This window comes from Ruegeria sp. BHSB064, from assembly GCF_059613205.1.
Map to the genome: position 1 here is coordinate 1 of NZ_JBXWSB010000106.1, position 15963 is coordinate 15963.

Annotated in this window: 19 protein-coding genes; 4 read left to right on the top strand and 15 right to left on the bottom strand. The window is 58.6% G+C overall.

The genetic code is table 11. The features are described 5' to 3' along the window. The 7 genes from AC2FNU_RS19445 to pip all read right to left on the bottom strand — a co-directional run. On the bottom strand, positions 1-630 hold a 630-nt coding region (locus AC2FNU_RS19445; protein WP_496791695.1), incomplete at its 3' end, for an efflux RND transporter periplasmic adaptor subunit. Between the two features lie 408 nt (positions 631-1038). Then, entirely contained in the window at positions 1039-3513 is a 2475-nt protein-coding gene (gene infB / locus AC2FNU_RS19450) for a translation initiation factor IF-2 (protein ID WP_496791696.1), read from the bottom strand. An 8-nt stretch (positions 3514-3521) separates the two neighbouring features. Next, on the bottom strand, positions 3522-4145 hold the full coding sequence (locus tag AC2FNU_RS19455) for an RNA-binding protein (protein WP_496791697.1): 624 nt from the start codon (positions 4143-4145) through the stop codon (positions 3522-3524). A 22-nt stretch (positions 4146-4167) separates the two neighbouring features. Beyond that, positions 4168-5787: a transcription termination factor NusA gene (gene nusA / locus AC2FNU_RS19460; protein WP_496791698.1), complete on the bottom strand. Its 1620-nt coding sequence runs from the start codon at positions 5785-5787 to the stop codon at positions 4168-4170. Next, the gene (rimP, locus tag AC2FNU_RS19465; RefSeq protein WP_152459779.1) at positions 5787-6377 is read right to left on the bottom strand and encodes a ribosome maturation factor RimP; all 591 of its coding nucleotides are present in this window, start codon (positions 6375-6377) and stop codon (positions 5787-5789) included. The genes nusA and rimP overlap by 1 nt, the downstream gene beginning before the upstream one ends. 159 nt (positions 6378-6536) lie before the next feature. After that, positions 6537-7358: an ABC transporter substrate-binding protein gene (locus AC2FNU_RS19470; RefSeq protein ID WP_496791699.1), complete on the bottom strand. Its 822-nt coding sequence runs from the start codon at positions 7356-7358 to the stop codon at positions 6537-6539. Continuing rightward, positions 7355-8332, bottom strand: coding sequence for a prolyl aminopeptidase (gene pip / locus AC2FNU_RS19475; RefSeq protein WP_496791700.1), 978 nt, complete (start codon positions 8330-8332; stop codon positions 7355-7357). Before pip ends, AC2FNU_RS19470 begins: the two co-directional genes overlap by 4 nt. Before the next feature lie 48 nt (positions 8333-8380). Here pip and ubiG point away from each other — a divergent pair, with 48 nt between their 5' ends. Next, complete coding sequence (gene ubiG / locus AC2FNU_RS19480) at positions 8381-9127, top strand: bifunctional 2-polyprenyl-6-hydroxyphenol methylase/3-demethylubiquinol 3-O-methyltransferase UbiG (protein WP_496791701.1); 747 nt, start codon at positions 8381-8383, stop codon at positions 9125-9127. A gap of 2 nt (positions 9128-9129) precedes the next feature. Here the strand turns inward: ubiG and AC2FNU_RS19485 are convergent, their stop codons facing one another. From AC2FNU_RS19485 to AC2FNU_RS19500, 4 genes are read right to left on the bottom strand one after another with little or no spacing between them, the layout of a single operon-like run. Then, positions 9130-9570 carry a MarR family winged helix-turn-helix transcriptional regulator gene (locus tag AC2FNU_RS19485; protein ID WP_480732813.1) on the bottom strand — a complete coding sequence of 147 codons (441 nt, stop codon included), beginning with the start codon at positions 9568-9570 and terminating at the stop codon, positions 9130-9132. 14 nt (positions 9571-9584) lie between these two features. Continuing rightward, positions 9585-10415, bottom strand: a complete 831-nt coding sequence (locus tag AC2FNU_RS19490) for a carbon-nitrogen hydrolase family protein (RefSeq protein WP_496791702.1) — start codon at positions 10413-10415, stop codon at positions 9585-9587. Further along, the gene (gene grxC, locus AC2FNU_RS19495; protein ID WP_050605571.1) at positions 10415-10672 is read right to left on the bottom strand and encodes a glutaredoxin 3; all 258 of its coding nucleotides are present in this window, start codon (positions 10670-10672) and stop codon (positions 10415-10417) included. The genes AC2FNU_RS19490 and grxC overlap by 1 nt, the downstream gene beginning before the upstream one ends. A gap of 38 nt (positions 10673-10710) precedes the next feature. Further along, the gene (locus AC2FNU_RS19500) at positions 10711-11457 is read right to left on the bottom strand and encodes a ComF family protein (protein ID WP_496791703.1); all 747 of its coding nucleotides are present in this window, start codon (positions 11455-11457) and stop codon (positions 10711-10713) included. Between AC2FNU_RS19500 and AC2FNU_RS19505 the strand changes: the two genes are divergently transcribed. Both AC2FNU_RS19505 and hemH read left to right on the top strand, forming a co-directional pair. Then, complete coding sequence (locus AC2FNU_RS19505; protein WP_496791704.1) at positions 11456-12286, top strand: class I SAM-dependent methyltransferase; 831 nt, start codon at positions 11456-11458, stop codon at positions 12284-12286. The two genes, AC2FNU_RS19500 and AC2FNU_RS19505, sit on opposite strands and share 2 nt — an antisense overlap. 57 nt (positions 12287-12343) lie before the next feature. Beyond that, positions 12344-13393 carry a ferrochelatase gene (hemH, locus tag AC2FNU_RS19510; protein ID WP_496791705.1) on the top strand — a complete coding sequence of 350 codons (1050 nt, stop codon included), beginning with the start codon at positions 12344-12346 and terminating at the stop codon, positions 13391-13393. Between the two features lie 112 nt (positions 13394-13505). Here the strand turns inward: hemH and AC2FNU_RS19515 are convergent, their stop codons facing one another. Together AC2FNU_RS19515 and AC2FNU_RS19520 are read right to left on the bottom strand one after the other, a co-directional pair. Next, the gene (locus tag AC2FNU_RS19515; protein WP_170433947.1) at positions 13506-13688 is read right to left on the bottom strand and encodes a hypothetical protein; all 183 of its coding nucleotides are present in this window, start codon (positions 13686-13688) and stop codon (positions 13506-13508) included. A 139-nt stretch (positions 13689-13827) separates the two neighbouring features. Next, positions 13828-14427, bottom strand: coding sequence for a L,D-transpeptidase (locus AC2FNU_RS19520; protein ID WP_171096537.1), 600 nt, complete (start codon positions 14425-14427; stop codon positions 13828-13830). 170 nt (positions 14428-14597) lie between these two features. On the opposite strand from AC2FNU_RS19520, the gene dalA reads away from it, so the two are divergent. Beyond that, positions 14598-15113 carry a divisome-associated lipoprotein DalA gene (dalA, locus tag AC2FNU_RS19525; RefSeq protein ID WP_496791706.1) on the top strand — a complete coding sequence of 172 codons (516 nt, stop codon included), beginning with the start codon at positions 14598-14600 and terminating at the stop codon, positions 15111-15113. 53 nt (positions 15114-15166) lie between these two features. On the opposite strand, the gene AC2FNU_RS19530 is transcribed toward dalA, so the two are convergent. Continuing rightward, positions 15167-15631: a PTS sugar transporter subunit IIA gene (locus tag AC2FNU_RS19530; RefSeq protein ID WP_496791708.1), complete on the bottom strand. Its 465-nt coding sequence runs from the start codon at positions 15629-15631 to the stop codon at positions 15167-15169. 58 nt (positions 15632-15689) lie between these two features. Continuing rightward, the coding region (locus AC2FNU_RS19535) for a sigma 54 modulation/S30EA ribosomal C-terminal domain-containing protein (protein ID WP_496791707.1) at positions 15690-15963 on the bottom strand (274 nt) is incomplete at its 5' end.

The window sequence follows — 15963 nt, forward strand, 5'->3', positions numbered from 1 at the left end:
CAACACACCTGATCCGTTTTGTTTGAACACGCCAACCATGCGTAAAGAGTCTGTTGCGATAAAGGGCATAACCGAGGCTGTGGATCGAACCTGATTGCCCGGCGACAGATTTACGGCTGTAACAATACCGGCCTGCGGTGCAAATACTGTAGTGTCTTCCAAGTCAATCAGCGCAGAGCGCAATTGTGCCTTCGCGGCATCCAACGCTGCGCGGCCTTCATCAAGATCCTGTTGCGAAACCGACAATCCCGGGTTCTTGTCAAACGCGGATTGTTGTCGATCCAATGTCAAGGTTGCGATTTCCACCGAGGCTTCAGCCTCGTCAACAGCAGCCTGATAAGGTGCCGGGTCTATTCGGAAGAGCACGTCTCCGGCCGCGACGGATTGATTAGGCGTTACTGGAACTTCAGTAACGACACCGCGCACAGACGGTGCAATTTCCACTACCACACCCATGACGGCAACACGACCCGACGGCGTGGTCGTATTCAATTGCGCCACAACGTAAAGACAAATACCCAAACCAACTAGAGCAGAGATAGTTTTGCTGGTTCGGTTCCATGGCAGCAGTTTCAATTTGAAAAAGATCAGCCAAAGAACCCCGAAATACAGCAGCAGAATAAGTACCATGTAACTCCCTAGCGCATAACAGATTTACACATCTTGATAGAATTATAGGAAAACTCGACCCGCTCGACTACCGAATCTGCATCAATCAAGTTGACTAAGGCCTAGACGATGGCGATTCAGCTTGCCCCAAAACGGCCCATTACAATGCGCAAACACGGGACCAATAGCCATTTTAAAAGAAGGATTCTCAGTCCCTGAATTTCGGACCCAAAATACTGCATGCAACGCACGCAAGTCATTGAGTGTGTCAATCCAGCCTTATTGAGACGAACCAACAAGAGAAGGTTTGCCGTTACTGTTCCTAACGCCAATGTCTGCCTTGCCCAATCAGCAGGCTTTAAAGTTCACAAATAGCGAAAAAAAAGCGGCCCAAGGGGGCCGCTTTTGGTAACTTAGTTCTCAACCAGATCAATCCAGCGTCCGGGTGACCTCTTCGCGCTCGAAGATTTCAATCACGTCGCCTGCGCGGATATCGTCGTAGTTCTCGAACGCCATACCGCATTCCTGACCCGATTGAACCTCGGCCACTTCGTCCTTGAAGCGCTTGAGTGTCTTCAGCGTGCCCTCGTGGATCACCACGTTGTCGCGCAGCAGGCGGACGCCTGCGGAACGGCGGGCAACGCCTTCGGTGACCAGACAGCCGGCAACCTTGCCAACGCCAGTGACCTTGAAGACTTCGCGGATCTCGGCATAGCCGATGAACTTCTCGCGAATCTCGGCGCTCAGCAGGCCGGATGCAGCCGCTTTCACGTCGTCCACAAGGTCATAGATCACCGAGTAATAGCGGATCTCGACGCCTTTCTGGTTCGCGGTGTTCCGCGCCGATGCGTTGGCACGGACGTTGAAGCCCATGACCGGCGCGCCCGACGCTTCGGCCAGGCCAACGTCGGTTTCGGTGATCGCGCCCACGCCCGAATGCAGCACGCGCACGCGCACTTCGTCGTTGCCGATTTTTTCCATCGCCTGAACGATGGCCTCGGCAGACCCTTGCACGTCGGCTTTTACGAGGATCGGCAGCTCGGCCACGTTCTCGTCTTCTTTCGCCTTCTGCATCAGCTGCTCAAGGGTGGTCGCGGCACCAGCGGCGGCGCGTTTGTCCTTGGCGGCTTGCTCACGATAGGCGGCGATTTCGCGGGCCTGCGCTTCGGTCTCGGTCACGTTCAGTACGTCACCGGCCTCGGGCGTGCCGTTCAGGCCCAGAACCTCAACCGGAACCGAGGGGCCGGCTTCTTTGACACGGTCGCCCTTGTCATTGATCAGCGCACGGACCTTACCGTATTGCTCACCCACAACGAAGATATCACCCTGACGCAGAGTGCCGTTCTGAACCAGAACGGTGGCCACTGGGCCACGGCCCACATCCAGCTGCGCCTCGATCACGGCACCCTGGGCGGCGCGGTCGGGGTTGGCTTTCAGTTCCAGAATCTCGGCCTGCAGCGCGATGGCTTCCAGCAATTCGTCCAGACCCTGACCAGTGACAGCCGAAACCTCGACGTCCTGCACTTCACCGGACATCTTTTCGACGATCACTTCGTGTTGCAGCAGGTCGGTGCGAACCTTGTCCGGGTTGGCCTCGGGCTTGTCGATCTTATTAATCGCCACGATCATCGGCACTTCGGCCGCTTTGGCGTGGTTGATCGCTTCAATCGTCTGCGGCATCACCGCGTCATCCGCCGCGACCACCAGAACCACGATATCCGTGACCTGAGCCCCGCGCGAACGCATCGACGTAAAGGCCGCGTGACCCGGTGTATCCAGGAAGGTCAGCGTGGTGCCGCCATCGGTTTTCACCTGATAGGCACCGATATGCTGAGTAATGCCACCGGCCTCACCAGCCACAACACGTGCGTCGCGGATGGCATCCAGCAACGAGGTCTTACCGTGGTCAACGTGACCCATGATGGTGATGACCGGCGGGCGCGGTTGCAGATCTTCTTCGGTGTCTTCGACCTCTTTGATGACGTCTTCAACATCCGAATCAGAAACACGGGTGACCTTGTGGCCAAATTCTTCGATGATCAGTTCAGCCGTGTCAGCGTCGATGGTCTGGTTCTGTGTGACCATCATGCCCATCTGCATCAGCGATTTGACAACGTCAGCTACACGTTCAGCCATACGGTTGGCCAGTTCCGAAACCATGATCGCCTCGGGCAGTTGGACGTCGCGGATCACCTTTTCCCGCTCGACCGTGCCGCCCATGGCTTTCTGACGCGCACGCTCTTGCTTGCGCTTCATTGCTGCCATCGAGCGTTGACGGTTGCCTTCGCCACCGGTGGCCTGACCCAGAGTCAGCTTGCCCGAGCGGCGGTTATCGTCACGACCTTTGCCGCGACCGCGCTGCTCGCGCTCACGATCCTGCTTGCGCGGGGTCGCAGCGGGTGCAGGCTTGCTGGCCGGGGCGCGTGCCGCTTTGGGTTCTTCCGGTGCGGGCGCTGCAGCGGCGCGTTTGGCGGCTTCTTCCGCCTCTATGCGCTTGCGCTCTTCCTCTTCCGCCTTCTGGCGGGCGCGCTCTTCAGCTTCGCGCTGCTCGCGTTCCTTGGCTTCCTGTTCCGCACGACGGCGGGCACGCTCTTCTTCGCGCGCCTTTTCAGCAGCCTCACGTGCGGCGGCCTCTTCAACCTCGCGCGCCTTTGCTGCTTGCAGCGCTTTCATGCGCCGCGCCATTTCCGCGTCGGAAATCCCGGCAGGACGACGCGACGGATCACCCGAAGGTGCAGCACCGCCACCCGGCTTTGCCGCGCCCGGCTTGGGGACCACCACGCGCTTGCGTTTGGTTTCCACCACGACATTCTTGGTGCGTCCGTGGCTGAAACTCTGTTTCACATTTCCGGGGCGTGCCCCGCCACGAAGACCCAATGTCTTTTTGCCGTCATTATCGCTCATAAAGCTTCTTACCCTTCCGCGCGGCCCCTGCCGCCGTCATCCGTTTCGCGCAAGCCACGCAGGCGCTGCGCTTCCTCTACAACACGTTTGGCGAGTCCGCCAGAGGCCATGGCAGCATGAATCACCGTTTGGCGTCCAAATGCCTGCCCTAATTCGTCCGCGGTCAGCCAACCGATGTACTTTCCGAAGTGCGGCGTGCTGAGTTTGGACTTGCCGCGCCCCGATCCATCAATGGCCTGAAGCAGCACATGCGCCTCTTCCCGGTCCAGCCACGTCTTGACCTTTTCATACCCGGCAACCGCGTCGCCGGACTTGCGCGCCAGGCTGAGCAACTCAACCACGCGGCGCGCGATCTGTTTTTCAACTTCATCACTCAGATCCTTCGGCACAGTAACCTGTGCCTTGAACCCCCGCGCAAACAGCTTCTTGCCAACTGCCTTGTCCAGTGCGGTACGATCTGCCGCCACATAGACCCCGCGCCCCGGCAGTTTTGCCGCAACATCGGGATAAACTTGACCGTCCGGTCCCGTCACAAAGCGGATCAGCCCGAATTTGGGCTGAACCTCGCCCGTGGCGATGCACTTGCGTTCGGGTCCGTCAGACCGATCCTTATGGACGCCACCGCGACCCATACGCGCCACCCGAGGCCTGAGATCAGGCCTCGACCTCCTCGTCTGCTGCGTCGCCGTCGATGTCTTCTTCCGCTTGCTCCAGCTCGGCAGGATCAACCCAACCCAGCAGGATACGCGCGGTCATGACCATGTCCTGCGCCTCTTCCAGCGTCACACCGAAAGGTTCAAGTACACCATCATCCTTGATGCGTTCGCCATCGACAGTGGTCCAGCCACCGGCCAGTTCCCAGTCGGCGCAGGTCGCGAAGTCTTCCAAGGTCTTCACATCATCCTTGGCCAGCGCTTCTACCATCTGGGGTGTCAGGCCCTCAAATTCAATAAGGCTGTCCTCGGCGCCCAGTGCACGGGCCGCGTCCAGAGCCGCTTTCGCCTGTGCTTCCAGGAATTCGCGGGCACGGGTCTGCAGTTCCTGTGCGGTGCCCTCGTCAACACCGTCAATGACAAGCAATTCTTCGATTTCAACATAGGCAACCTCTTCGAGGTTGGTGAAGCCTTCGGAAACCAGCAACTGAGCAAAGAATTCGTCCAGGTCGAGGCTGTCCATGAACAGCTTGGTGCGGGCCTCGAATTCCTTCTGACGACGTGCCGATTCTTCGGCCTCGGTCATGATGTCGATGTCCAGACCGGTCAACTGGCTGGCCAGACGCACGTTCTGACCGCGACGGCCGATGGCAAGGCTCAGCTGCTCCTCAGGCACCACAACTTCGATCTTGCCGGCTTCTTCGTCCAGAACCACCTTGGAAACCTCGGCGGGCTGCAACGCGTTCACCAGGAAGGTCGGCTGGTCTTCGTTCCACGGGATAATGTCGATCTTTTCACCCTGCAATTCGTTCACAACGGCCTGCACGCGGCTGCCGCGCATACCGACACAAGCACCAACCGGGTCGATCGATCCGTCATACGAGATCACGGCGATCTTGGCGCGCGAGCCGGGGTCACGGGCCACGGCCTTAACCTCGATGATGCCGTCATAGATTTCAGGCACTTCCATCTTGAACAGCTCGGCCATGAATTCCGGCGCGGTACGCGACAGGAAGATCTGGTGCCCGCGAACCTCACGACGCACTTCCTTGATATAGGCACGCACACGGTCATTCGGGCGATAGCTTTCGCGACCGATCTTGTCATTGCGGCGCAGAACGGCTTCTGCTCCGCCCAGATCGACGATGACGTTGCCAAATTCTTCGCGCTTGACCGCACCGTTGATGATGGTGCCTGCACGATCCTTGAATTCTTCGTACTGACGATCACGCTCGGCTTCGCGAACCTTCTGCAAGATCACCTGCTTGGCAGACTGCGCCGCGATCCGGCCCATTTCAACCGGCGGCACTTCTTCAACAAAGACGTCACCAACCTCGGGCGCTTCCATGTACTGGCGCGCCTGCTCGACAGTCATCTCAGCCTGATAGTTCTCAAGCTCTTCATCCTCGACCACGGTGCGCACGCGAGTGAAGGTCGCCTTGCCGGTCTTGCGGTCGATGGACACGCGAATGTCCATTTCCGCGCCGTAGCGGCTCTTGGCGGCACGGGCGAGCGATTCCTCCATCGCTTCGACAACCAGACCGGGGTCGATCATTTTTTCGCGGGCCACGGCCTCGGCGGTCTGCAGCAGCTCCAGCTGGTTGGCTGAGGTGATTGCCATCAGTTCGTCTCCTCTTCGGACCCTTCGGTCTCAATCTCGTCGAAAGCGTTTTCGTTCAGGGCACCGGCGTCTTTGCGCTGGCGCAGCATTTCCTTGATCAGGTCATCGGTCAGGACCAGCTTTGCATCGCTCAACCAGTCGAATTGCAAACCGATGGTGATCGTCTCGTCCCCCTCGGGGATGTTGATCAGAACCTCATCCCCTTCGATCCCGGCCAATTCGCCCTTGAACCGGCGGCGGCCATCGATCAGCTCGGCGGTCTCGATCTTGGCCTCATAGCCTTCAAACGTCTCAAAATCCTTGAGGCGCGTGAGAGGGCGGTCGATGCCGGGGCTAGAGACCTCAAGCGTATAGGCATCAAGGATCGGATCCTCGACGTCCAGCGTGGCGCTGACCGCGTTGGAAATCTCGGCGCAGTCATCCACTTCGATGCCGCCATCAGGCTTGTCGGCCATGATCTGCAGCGTGGTCTGCTTGCCGCTCATCAGGCGAATGCGCACAAGCTCATACCCCAGATCTTCGATCACGGGGGTGATGATCTCGGCCAGTCGCCGGTCAATGGCAGCTTTGGCTATCAGGTCGTTTGTCATCTGGTTCTCTACCCTTGAATCGGGCACAAAAAAACGGGCGCGCGGCCCGTCGAATTTTCCGGTGGAGCCTTGAACCAGAAGTCCAACGCGCCGCTGTTGAAACTGCATATACGCAGGATGGTCCGAGTCTGCAACCCCCGGCGGGAGTCGCAGCCGTATTTACGCCATCCACCACCGTTCTGCGATACGGCCATCGTCCAGCACCGACGACCCGGCAATCTGGCGTGGCATCCCGACAGCACCTGCTACGGCAAGGGCCAGGTCCGCCTCGGACGGGTGAAACCGAAGACCGCGCACGCCCTGCATTTCCGCCTTATCTGGCAGAGCCGCCACATCTACATAACCATCGCGCAGCGCTTCGGCCCGCACGCTGGCATCCGGGATCACGATGACCTCTATCGCATCGACCCACCCGGCCTGACCATCCTTGTAATGCCCCGCCACCCGACGCCCCAGGAAATGCCGTCCATCCTCGGCCCGTTCGACGCGGTAACAGCCAGTGCCGTTGGCGGCGTGCAACGGAGACACAGTTTGACCTGCTCGCGTAATGACAAACCGGCTGTCCGCCAACATAAATGGCAATCCCGGATTGGCCTGAGCCAACTCCAGGTGCAGGCGATTGGGGGCCAGAGCTTCGGCTTGCCCAACTTCGGCCAGAACGGCCAGCACGTCCGCAATATCCAATGCTTCATCGTCGTGGAACACCGCATCATCGCGCAAATCGAAGGTCCAGATGCGCGCTTCGGCATCGGTCTGCCATCCGGTTGCAAGCTCACCCCGAAGCGTGCCGTCGGGCGCGATTTCAGTCAGAGTGTCGAAAACAGCCCCGCGTGCAACTTGTTCAAGGCTGTCGTCACGCGGAACGGCCAGTCGCAACGTGCCACCCTTCTTCGGCGTATCTGCCAAAGATGCGCCAGTTGCCGCCAACAGCGCGGCAGCAGCACCCGAAGCAAACAAAGCACGGCGGTCAATCCGGGTCATGCGACACCCTCCGCCACGCGATCCATGATGCGCACAAGCTCGGCACTGATGCCGGGTTCAGACAGCGCATGGCCCGCCTGCCGCACCATCTTAAGCTCGGCATTGGGCCAGTGTTCAGCAAGGTTCCAGGCCGCCTGAGGCGGGCAGATCATGTCGTACCGCCCCTGAACGATATGTCCGGGAATATCGGCGATCCGGTCCATCTGATCCAGAATCTGCCCATCCGTTTCCAGAAAGGCTTTGTTGATGAAGTAATGATTCTCGAGCCGCGCAAAGGTTCGGGCATACTCGCCCGGGCTTTCACCCACCGATCCGTTGGTATGGATCGAAGCCAGCGCGTTTTCCCAATGCGACCAGGCGCGTGCATACAGGATTTCGGTCGCGCGATCGCCCGAGAACAGGCGTTTGTGATAAGCGGCGATTGTATCGTCCAACTCGGCCTCGGGCAGCAGAGACGTGAATTTTTGCCAGTGCTCGGGCCAGAACCGCCCTGCCCCGCCGCCATAGAACCAGTCCAGCTCGGCCTGCGTGGCCAGAAACACACCGCGCAGCACCAGACGGCTGACCCGGTCTGGATGCGTCTGCGCATAGATCAACGCCAGCGTCGCCCCCCAACTGCCGCCAAACACGATCCACTCATCGATTTCGAACAGTTCGCGCATCCGCTCGATATCAGCGACAAGATGCCACGTCGTGTTGTTTTCGACCGATGCCGTGGGTCTGGACCGCCCGCAACCGCGCTGATCGAACAGAATCACTCTGTAAGCGCGCGGATCAAAATAGCGCCGCATCGCAGGGCTGCAGCCGCCGCCCGGGCCTCCGTGAAGGATAACAACCGGTATCCCATCGGGATTGCCGCATTGTTCCACATAGATACGGTGCCCATCGCCCATATCGACCATGCGCTGATCGAACGGGTCTATCGGCGGGTACAGATATTGAACTGCGCGCTTTTGGTCCGGGTACTTGTCCATTATGGCCCTATATAGTCCTTAAGCGTAAAAGAGCACACGGAGACAGGAATGCAAGCGCATCCGAACACGGTGGACCCATCCGAGATCGCAAAATTCGAGGCGATGGCGGCAGAATGGTGGGATCCTCACGGGAAATTCAAACCCCTGCACATGCTGAATCCGTGCCGTCTGGATTATATCACACAGCAGATCGCAGGTGAGTTTGACCGTGATCTGACGGCGCCGAAGCCGTTCGAGGGCCTGCGCCTGCTGGATATCGGCTGCGGTGGTGGGTTGCTGAGCGAACCGATGGCGCGCTTGGGCGCAACGGTCGTGGGCGCCGACGCCGCCGAACGCAATCTGCCTGTCGCACGTATCCATGCCGAGCAATCAGGGCTTGAGATCGACTATCGCCACACCACGGCCGAGGACATGGCCGCCGCTGGTGAGCAGTTCGACGTTGTGCTGAACATGGAAGTTGTCGAGCATGTCGCTGACCCGCAAAGCTACCTGACCGCCACGCAACACTTGCTGAAACCCGGCGGGCTGCAGATTTGTTCCACCATCAACCGCAATCCGAAATCCTACGCGATGGCCATCTTCGGGGCCGAGGTCGTCATGCGCTGGCTGCCGCGTGGTACGCATGAATGGAACAAGTTCATCACCCCCGACGAGCTGTTCGACCTGCTGCGCCAAGCCGGGCTGGACCCGGTGGATCGCAAGGGGTTTGTTTTCAACCCGATCCTGTGGAGCTGGTCGATCTCGGACAGGGATCTGAGCGTGAATTACGTGACGGCGAGTGTGAAGCCGGGGTAATTCTACTCCCCCTCCAACTGCAACCGCAAATCCCGCAGCACGGGCAGCGTGCTGCGCACGCGCTCCAAACCCAGCTCTCCGACCACGCGGTTGATCAGGGGGGCAATCGAAGAAATCGCCTGATCGCGCGCGCGGCGACCGGCGGGGCTGATCGCGACCATCTTGCGGCGGGCGTCGTCCCAGTCGGGGCGGATGTGTATGTATCCGGCCCATTCCAGCTTGGCCAAAGTGTTGGTCATGGCTCCGCGTGTGACATGGAAGGTGCTGGCCAGTTGCGCCGGGGTGCGCTCGTCGCCGACATAGACCAGATGGTTCAACACCGAGAAATGCGAGATTTCCATGCCCTTGGGCAGCACCCGGCTCAGCCGGTTGCGCAACAATTGGTCTGCAGTCAGAATCTCGCTGAACAGCGTGACCGCCAGGGCATTTTTTTCGTCCGTCATAGCTCGGTTCTGGATCAGGGGCCGTCGAAAGGCCGCACATGCGTCAATGAGGGCACGCGGCGGCGCGCCTCTGTCACAGAACTATCATCCAAATCAAAAAAGTGAATGCCCGGATCGGTACCTGCGTCGATCAGCACCTCTCCCCAGGGTGCGACAACCATGCTGTGGCCGTGCGTATAGCGGGTTTTGCCACGCGTCTTGGGGTGTTCCCCGGTCTGAGCCGGAGCCAGCACCCAACACCCTGTCTCGATCGCGCGGGCGCGCAACAACGATTCCCAATGCGCGGCACCGGTTACAGGTGAAAACGCCGCCGGAACGGTCAGGATGCGTGCCCCCGCCTGCGCCAGTGCAGCGTGCAAATGGGGGAAGCGGATATCATAGCAGATGGTCAGGCCCACCTTGCCAAAATCGGTCTCGGCCACAACCGCGCGGGCGCCGGGCCGGTAATTGGCCGACTCTCGGAAGGTCTCGGTTTCCGTGACCTGCACGTCGAACATGTGGATTTTGTCATACCGTGCAACGACCTGACCCTGCGGGTCGATCATGAAGCACCGATTGGCAAAGCGCCCATCTGCGTCGTGGGTTTTGATCCCCAGCGAACCGATCAAAAGCCACACACCCAGTTTGGCGGCCTCTTCGCGCAAGCCCGCCAGAGTGATATCGTCTTCTTCATGCTGCAGCACCTCGCGCTGCCGCGTGGTGCTGGTCGAAACGCAGTTCGTAACCTCAGGCGTCAAAATGAACCGCGCGCCTTGCCCGACCGCCTGGGCCATCATGGCGCGCACCATGTCCAGATTTTCGGCCGGATCGTCCGACGAGGTGATCTGCAGCAGCGCGGTCTTCATCAGGCCGCCAGCAGCCGGTCGAGCTTGCCCTGACGTTCCAGTTCATACAGATCGTCACAACCACCCACATGCTGTGTGCCGATAAAGATTTGCGGCACGGTGCGCTTGCCACCGGCCCGTTGGATCATCTCGGGTTTACGCTTGGGATGCATCAGCACATCGACTTCTTTGAACTCAACGCCTTTTTGTTTCAGAAGACGTTTAGCCGCATGACAAAAACCGCATAGCGGTGAGGTATAGATTTCTACCGGCTTCATTTTCCGTTCCCTTTGGGTTTCGCGCAATCTTGGGCGAATTAGGCATCCTTGGCAACGCGCGCCAGTGCCAACACGAAAATATGATTTGCCCCTGCGGCCTGACACACACGGGTACAGGCAGCCAGCGTCGCGCCAGAGGTCATCACATCGTCAACCAGTAACACGTCCCGGCCTTTCAAATGCCGTTCCCTGCGCGGGTGGACGCGAATCGCACCTTTTAGAACCTCTGCCCGTTCCCGTGCGGTTTTTCCGTCCAGTACCGGCGTCCGCCGGTTTCGCACCAACAAGTCAGGAACATAATCCAGCCCTGCGTCCTGCCCAAGATGTTGCGCCAACAAAGCCGATTGATTGTAACGCCGTTTGAGCAGGCGAGACCAATGCAACGGCACCGGGGCAATCACCATATCCGGTCGCAGCAGTTCACGCCCTGCCTGCGCCATCCATCGTGCCGCGGGCCGAGCCAATTCAGGCCGGTCGCCATGTTTCAAAGCAAGGATCAGCGACCGCGCCTTGCGATCATACAACAACGCCGAGCGGCCCGCGTTCCATGGCGGTGGGGCGTTCAGACAATCGTCGCACTCGATCCGATACCCATCCTGCGCGCCTATCAGAGGCACACCGCAGCTTTCGCAAACTGTGCCGCCGATAAAGGGCGTGTCGCGCCAGCACGCCCCACATAATCCAAAATCAGACTCGGTCAGCGCGCCACATCCCACGCAACGCGGCGGGTAAATCAGTGCAAGTGCGGTTTGAATCCGCTGCGCGATGCGATACTTGCGAGCCATGAAACTGCCTGAGCCCAACACACCCTCTTTGTTTGACCGCAACACCATTTTGCATCGCCGCGCCCGTGCGCAGGACGACGCCCTGTTTCTGCACCGCACCGCAATCGACGAAGTGCAGGATCGGCTTTCTATGGTTAACAAAGCCTTTACAGCGCCTGCGATCGTGAGCCCGTTTCCGCAGCTATGGGCGGATGTGTTTCCCAGCGCTGTCATCGTTCAGGACGACGACGTATTAGACTTGCAGCCCGGCGCGCATGATCTGGTGATTCACGCGATGGCTCTGCATTGCGCCAATGACCCGGTTGGACAGCTAATCCAATGTCATCGGGCACTGCAACCCGATGGGCTTTTGCTGGTCATCTGCTTGGGTGGAGAAACTTTGCACGAACTGCGCGCCGCCTTGGGGCAGGCAGAGGTCGAAATCACGGGCGGCCTGAGCCCCCGCATCGCGCCGATGGCCGAACTTCGTGACATGGGCGGATTGCTGCAACGGGCCGGCATGGCTTTGCCTGTCGCGGATGCGGTGCCGCTGACGGCGGAATACCGCGACATCTGGCACCTGATGCACGATCTGCGCCATATGGGCGAAACCAACACCCTGTCTGCACGGCTGAAGCGTCCGACCAGACGGGCCGTGTTCGAGACCGCACAGCGTATCTATGCGGATCACTTTTCGACCGCCTCGAGCCGCTTGACCGCCACGTTCGAACTGATCTGCCTGACCGGATGGTCGCCGCATGATAGTCAACCCAAACCGCTGCGCCCGGGATCTGCCCAAGCCCGTCTGGCCGACGCCTTGCGCACAACCGAGGGCAAACTGCCTGATTGACGTACAGATAAATCCCCTTATCTCAGGCCGGACCATAAGAAATTCAGGAAGTCCCATATGTTCGATGCTACCCGCCCCGCACACGCTCCTACGGATCATCCCAAGATCAGGATGGGTCGCGTCGGCATATTGCTGGCCAATCTCGGCACGCCGGACGATTACACCTATTGGCCCATGCGGCGCTATCTGAACGAGTTTCTGTCAGATCAGCGTGTCATCGATTACCCGAAATGGAAATGGCAGCCGATTCTTCAGGCCATCATCCTGAGCAAGCGGCCCTTCAGCTCAGGGGAAGCCTATAAATCGATCTGGAATCACGACAAAGGCGAAAGCCCGCTGATGACGATTACTAAGGATCAAACGGCAAAACTGCGGGCGGCCATGCATGACCGCTACGGTGATCAGGTGATGGTCGACTTCTGTATGCGGTATGGCAATCCCTCAACCAAATCCAAAGTACGCGAGATGGTGGCGGCAGGATGCGATCGCATTCTGTTCTTCCCGCTTTATCCGCAATATGCAGGCGCAACGACGGCCACGGCCAACGACCAGTTTTTCCGCGCGTTGATGGAGGAGCCCTGGCAACCTGCATCCCGCACTGTACCCGCCTATTTCGACCAACCAAGTTACATTGACGCGCTGGCGCAATCTGTTGAGCGCGCCTATGCGGCGATGGAGACAAAACCGGACATTCTGGTCTGTTCGTACCACGGAATGCCGGATCGCTATCTTCAGCAAGGGGATCCCTATCATTGCCAGTGTGCAAAGACATCCCGGCTGCTGAAAGAACGGCTGGGTTGGTCAGACGATCAGCTTGTGTCGACGTTTCAATCGCGATTCGGCCCGGAAGAATGGCTGAAGCCTTACACGGTGGATCACGTGGCGGATCTGGCAAAGCAAGGCAAGAAAAACATTGCCGTCATCGCCCCTGCTTTCTCGGCCGACTGCATCGAAACGCTGGAAGAGATCAACGAAGAGATCAAGGAAAGCTTTGAAGAAGCGGGCGGCGAAACCTTCACCTATATCCCCTGTCTGAACGACGACGACGCGCATATCGCAGCGCTGGGACAGGTCGTCGCGGACAATCTGCGCGGCTGGTTGGACTAACGCTGGTCGACGCCAAGCGCGGCGCAATCGTTTCAATTGGCCGGTTTTAACTCTCTGAAACAAAAAAGGCGGTGGATTGCTCCACCGCCTTTTTCATGAATTCCGTGTCGGCTTAGCTTGCAGCAACAGCAGCAGCAACAACAACCAGCAGGATCAACGGCAGCAGGATGCCCTGCGAAGTGCCCTGAGTTTCTTCAACAACAACCGGTGCTTCAACAACCGGCTCTTCCAGGTTGCCTGCGTATGCGGTCGAAGCTGCGGCGGTCAGAGCTGCGGCGAGAACGAGTTTTTTCATATTAACCTCCAGAATTTGCACGGTTCCAATGCCCGGAACCGCGCACCTAAGACTTACCTCGTGTTTTTTTCTAATCAGCATTGGCGCTGGATTGCAATTGCAACTTGAGCGCTAAGCGGGTTCGTGCAGGAAAATGTCGTCAAATTAGCAACACTTGCGTGCCGACCTTCGTCATAGAAAAGAGTTCAGCAATATCGTCGTTGAAGAGCCCGATACAGCCATTTGACGAGCGACGCCCAATTTTGCGCGTATCGTGGGTGCCGTGGATACGGTAATACTTCCAACCCAGATATAAAGCGTGCGTTCCCAAAGGGTTATCTGGCCCCGGCGGGATATAGTCCGGCCATTCGGGGTTTCGTTTCTTCATCGACGGTGTTGGCGACCAGCTGGGGCCTTCAACTTTGCGGATGACGCTGGTGCGTCCGCGGCGGGTCATCTCTTCGGTCAAAGGCACCGACGAGGGGTAGAGTTTGTATGTTGATTGATCATCTGACCAATAATGCAGCGCGCGCGACACCGTATCGACCAAAATAGCGCCGTTTCTGGTGTTCGAGAAATACGGCTGCCAGTCCAGGGCTCGGAATCCGGACACATTTCGGCGCACGGGTGGTTCGGGCTCGGGCGCTGGGCGCAGCGGATCGCCCGGAATGTACTGTGCCAACGCCGGTGTCGCCAGCGAGGCGGTTACACCGGTTAGAAACACCCGGCGCGTGGGCGACAGAATACGCTTTTTAACCATGACTATCGGGTCCTGTGTTCTAGTAAACTCTGAAATCTGATCTATTCTATTGCGAGAATGCTTCAGTCGCAAACCAAACCGGCAGAATCACGCAAGCAGCGACGATTGTACGTTTGCTCCGCGCACTCAGGCGCGTTATGCCGTGTTGAAACACAATAATCAGGTCGATCATGACGCGTATCGTTTCTTTACTGTTGATGTGCCTTGTCGCGTTGGCGGCATGTACAAGCACCCAGTCCACCAGTCTTGGTGCGGATGGCCGCCCATTGCCCACGGTTTACAAAATCCGCGGCAACCCGGAAAAGCTGCAATTCCGGATGCTGGACTCGGTCAACGCCCTGCGTCAGGCCCAAGGCTTGCAGGCGGTGCAACTGAATTCACAACTGAACGCGGCAGCAGCAACGCATTCCAAGGATATGGCGCGCCAGAACCGCCCCTGGCACTTTGGCTCAGATGGTTCATCCCCGATCGATCGCGCCGCACGGGTCGGGTATTTCGGCACATTCCTGGGTGAGGCCATTTCAGAAACCTACGAGACAGAGACAGAGACACTGGCCGCCTGGATGCAAGAACCCGGACCGCGTGCTGTCATTATGGACCCAAAGGCAACCCAGATGGGATTCGCCTGGCACCAGGAAAGCGGTGGAAAAATATGGTGGACGCTGGAAATGGGTACCGGCGGCTGATCCAGATCAGACTGAAAACAAAAAGTCCCCTGTTTTCGGGGACTTTTCTATTTTTATGCAGCTTGCATGGACTGGGCTTCGGTCAAGATCGCATAAAGCTTGACTGGATCAGGGTTCGCCCGAAGTTTGTTACAGACCGAGGTATCGCGCAGCGTACGCGACACCAAAGCCAACGCTTTCAGATGATCCACGCCAGCCTCTTCCGGAGCAAACAGCGCAAAGGCTATATCCACGGGCTGGCGATCAACCGAACCGAAATCGATGGGTTTTTCCAGCATGACAAAAGCGCCTGCAACCGCTTCCAGTTCGGACAAGCGCGCGTGGGGCAGGGCAACGCCATGTCCAACGCCAGTCGGACCAAGGCTTTCACGCTCAAGCAGAGAATCAACCACCATCTGGGCGTCCAGACCCATGGTCGCGGCCGCAACGTCGCCGATCTCTTGAAACAGCCGCTTCTTGCTGGAAACAGCAGAAAGTACACGCACTGCCTCGGGCTTCAAAATGCTCGAAAGCTCCATGATCACGCTCCATGGCACGGCACCCGCATAAGCGGGTGCGGCCCCGTTTTCTTGCCTGTTACGGATCGATCCAGCCGATGTTCCCGTCATCGCGACGGTAAACAACGTTCAATCCATCCTTGTTCTCATTCCTGAACACCAGCACCGGAGCGCCAGCAAGTTCCATTTGCATCACGGCCTCCCCAACGCTCAGAGACGGAATTTTCGTCTCCATCTCAGCCACAATCATGGGCTGAAGCGATTCGGGCTCGTCTGCTGTGTCCGATTCGTCAGAGGCGAGGATATAAGAGGACGCACCAAAGAGTTCAACCGGCTCTGCGCGGTCCTTGTGG